Origin of the sequence: Mesorhizobium waimense (assembly GCF_003601975.1) — a bacterium.
In the GTDB taxonomy this organism is placed as follows: Bacteria; Pseudomonadota; Alphaproteobacteria; order Rhizobiales; family Rhizobiaceae; genus Mesorhizobium; species Mesorhizobium waimense.
This window is the reverse complement of record NZ_QZWZ01000124.1, coordinates 1-3,092: the sequence shown is the minus strand read 5'-3', so window position 1 is coordinate 3,092 and position 3,092 is coordinate 1. Positions and strand designations below refer to the sequence as shown.

General features: G+C 59.0%; 4 protein-coding genes. 1 reads left to right on the top strand and 3 read right to left on the bottom strand.

Annotated elements, in window-relative coordinates:
• Positions 1–184 precede the first annotated feature (184 nt).
• Positions 185–634, top strand: coding sequence for a hypothetical protein (locus tag D3227_RS39945; protein WP_147377827.1), 450 nt, complete (start codon positions 185–187; stop codon positions 632–634).
• Here the strand turns inward: D3227_RS39945 and tnpC are convergent.
• The 3 genes from tnpC to tnpA all read right to left on the bottom strand — a co-directional run bounded on the left by tnpC (position 631) and on the right by tnpA (position 3,008).
• The gene (gene tnpC, locus D3227_RS39940) at positions 631–2,199 is read right to left on the bottom strand and encodes an IS66 family transposase (protein WP_120019422.1); all 1,569 of its coding nucleotides are present in this window, start codon (positions 2,197–2,199) and stop codon (positions 631–633) included. The genes D3227_RS39945 and tnpC overlap by 4 nt on opposite strands.
• Before the next feature lie 69 nt (positions 2,200–2,268).
• Positions 2,269–2,622, bottom strand: a complete 354-nt coding sequence (gene tnpB, locus D3227_RS41420) for an IS66 family insertion sequence element accessory protein TnpB (protein WP_147377826.1) — start codon at positions 2,620–2,622, stop codon at positions 2,269–2,271.
• Positions 2,619–3,008 (bottom strand): IS66-like element accessory protein TnpA, encoded by a 390-nt coding sequence (gene tnpA, locus D3227_RS41415; RefSeq protein WP_147377825.1) that lies wholly within the window; start codon positions 3,006–3,008, stop codon positions 2,619–2,621. Before tnpA ends, tnpB begins: the two co-directional genes overlap by 4 nt.
• Between the last annotated feature and the right edge of the window lie 84 nt (positions 3,009–3,092).

The window sequence follows — 3,092 nt, the reverse complement described above, 5'->3', positions numbered from 1 at the left end:
GTAACCGCTGTTCCGGACCCACATTGTCTTGCCTACAGGGCTTTGATCGAGCTCCTCCATGGGCGAGCGAGTGGATTGAAAGGCTTGCCACCCATATTAGGTAACCTTGTAGAGACGTAAATGGCAGAGCCGTTGCTATCGGGAAGTGCTCGTATATCCTCCGATCGGCGGCAAGAGAGTTAGATTGCAGATGTCCAGAAGAAGCCAGTTCAAAGGGATTTGCCACGACATCCTCGGAACATTTGTAAGCCGGTACAATGATCACGATGGTTACTGGTCTCTGGGCCAGTACGTTGCGCTCCTCGAACTTCTCGGCGAAGACGAACTTCAGCTCAACCTGAGGGACGCGACTGAGACTCCTGACAGCCGCATCATCGCTGCGTCAGAGGAATATTATCGGGGCGCGGTTCTGCGAATGATGGAGGCAAATTCGATGCCGCAAGTGTGGCTCGCGAATGCAACCATCAAGGTTTCCATCGTTGCCCCATCCAAGGTCGCTTGCGAAATTGAAATTGTTTCTGATCTCGGCAGGACTTACCAGAGCAAACGCACCATAATTGTTCGGCCTCATGACCCCGTCATTGAGCGGCGGAGAACAGGTAGATTCGGCCCTTCAAACCAAAAAGGCCGCTAAATTTGGGCTGCTTTGTTCATCCAATTCCACGGCAATAGGTCATCGATCTGGCTTTGCTTGTGGCCGTTGACGATGGCGGTGAGGATACCCGTCAAATACGCAAACGGCTCGACGGTATTGAGCTTGCAGGTCTCGATGAGCGAGGCGATGGTTGCCCAGTTCTCTGCCCCAGTGTCGTGCCCGGCAAAAAGTGCATTCTTCCGATTGAGGGCTATCGGCCGGATGGTTCGCTCGACGCTGTTGTTATCGATCTCGATGCGGCCGTCGGTCAGGAAGAGCTTCAAACCGTCCCAGTATTTGGCGATGTAGGCCAAAGCCTCTCCAACCGGAGATTTGGTCGCGACACGGGCGCGGTGATGGAGAAGCCAAGTCCGCATGTCGGCAATCAGCGGCGCTGACCGTTCCTGCCGCCTGGCAAGACGAGCCTGCGGATCAAGGCCACGCAGTTCAGCCTCAATCCGATAAAGCTCTCCGATCCGGTTAACGCCGTCCTCGGCAATCGGTGCTGATCCGTTGCGAGTGATCTCCACTAGCTTGCGACGGGCGTGTGCCCAGCAATAGGCAAGCCGGATGTCCGTGCCGACTCGGTCAGGTGCGATCAGCCTGTTGTATCCGGCGTAGCCATCGACCTGCAGGATGCCGGAGAAGCCCTGCAATATCCGTTCGGCATGAATGCCCCCGCGACCGGGCGCATAGGTGAAGGCGACACCTGGGGGAGCACCGCCGCCCCACGGCCCATCATCCCGCGCCAGCGCCCAGAAGTATCCGGTCTTGGTTTTGCGCGAGCCGGGATCAAGCACCGGTGCACGGGTCTCGTCCATGAAAAGCTTGGTCGAGCGCTTCAGGTCGGCAATTAGAGCATCGAAGACGGGACGCAATTCGAAAGCGGCCCGGCCGACCCAGTCGGCGAGCGTGGAGCGGTCGAGATCGATGCCTTGGCGGCTCATGATTTGGGCCTGCCGATAAAGGGGAAGATGATCGGCATATTTGGAAACCAGCACATGGGCCACTGTTGCCTCCGTGGGCAGCCCTGCCTGGATCAGCCGTGGTGGAGCTGGAGCCTGAACGACGCCGTCGGTGCAGGCACGGCACGCATATTTGGGGCGATGCGTGACGATGACGCGGAACTGTGCCGGGACCACATCAAGCCGCTCGGAGACATCCTCGCCGATGCAATGCAAGCAACCGCCGCAGGCGCAGACTAGGCTTTCCGGCTCGACGATCTCTTCGACACGGGGAAGATGTTTTGGAAGAGAGCCGCGATTGATCGCGCGTGGCTTGGTAATCCTGTTTCCAGCAGGAACCTCGGCGTCATCCTCGGCATGGATCGCTGCCATGGCCGTTTCCAGGTCTTCCAGTGCTAGATCGAATTGGTCGGGATCGGTCTTCTCGGACTTGCGCCCGAAGGCTGCCTGCTTGAAGGCCGCAACTAGCTTCTCAAGCCGTTCGATCCGCTCATCCCTGCGAGCAATCTGGGCGTCTTTGCCTGCCTCGCGTGCCTGCGCCGCAATCAGCATCGCCTTCAGGGCAGCAACATCATCAGGAAGATCGGCGGTATCAAGCATGGCCAGAACCTACCAAATCCCACGCCGATTTGCTTTTGGAATTGGCCGTCCTGAGTCATCGTGCCACAGCTATTCGATAGTCTCCGGCGCTCTTGTCTGGACGGCATGAACCCGCCGCCAATCGAGGCCCGCAAACAGGGCTTCGAACTGGGCGTGGGTCAGCGTCATCAGTCCATCCTTGATACCGGGCCAGGTGAAGGTGTGCTCTTCCAGCCTCTTGTAGGCCAGGACGATACCGGAGCCATCCCAGTAGATCAGCTTCAGCCGGTCTGCCTTGCGCGACCGGAACACGAAGACCGTTCCGGTGAACGGGTCCTTGTGCAGCTCGTTCTTCACCAGCGCCGCCAATCCGTCATGCCCCTTGCGGAAGTCTACAGGTTTGGTCGCCACCATGATCCGCACGCGGTTCGATGGAAAGATCATGTCGCCGCCGCCAAGGCACGCGCGATGGCGGCGATCCGGGCAGCAGACGCCCCTTCCTCAAGACGGATTGTGACAGAACCGACGACAATCTCGGCGCGGGAGGTCTGCTTGGCGGCTGGCGGCTCCGGCGCGGGAATCTCGACAACCATGGCCGCGAATTCGACTGCGTCTTCCGGCTCAGGCAAGACCAGCTTGCCCTGCCGCGCCAGTGTTCGCCAGGACGACAGGTGGTTGGCCTTCAAGCCATAGCGTTCCGCGACTTTGTTCACCGTCACGCCCGGACGCAAGCTCTCCGAAACAATCCTGGCCTTGATGTCGTCAGGCCATCGGCGATGAGCCTCATGTCGGTTCCGCCGGGTCGTGAGAACCTCCAATGTAGTGTCCATGGAGAAACTCCTTGTCGCTCGTCCATGGAAACTCGATCACAGATCAGGCGACAGCGGGCAATGTGGGGGCAGAACACCGGTTAC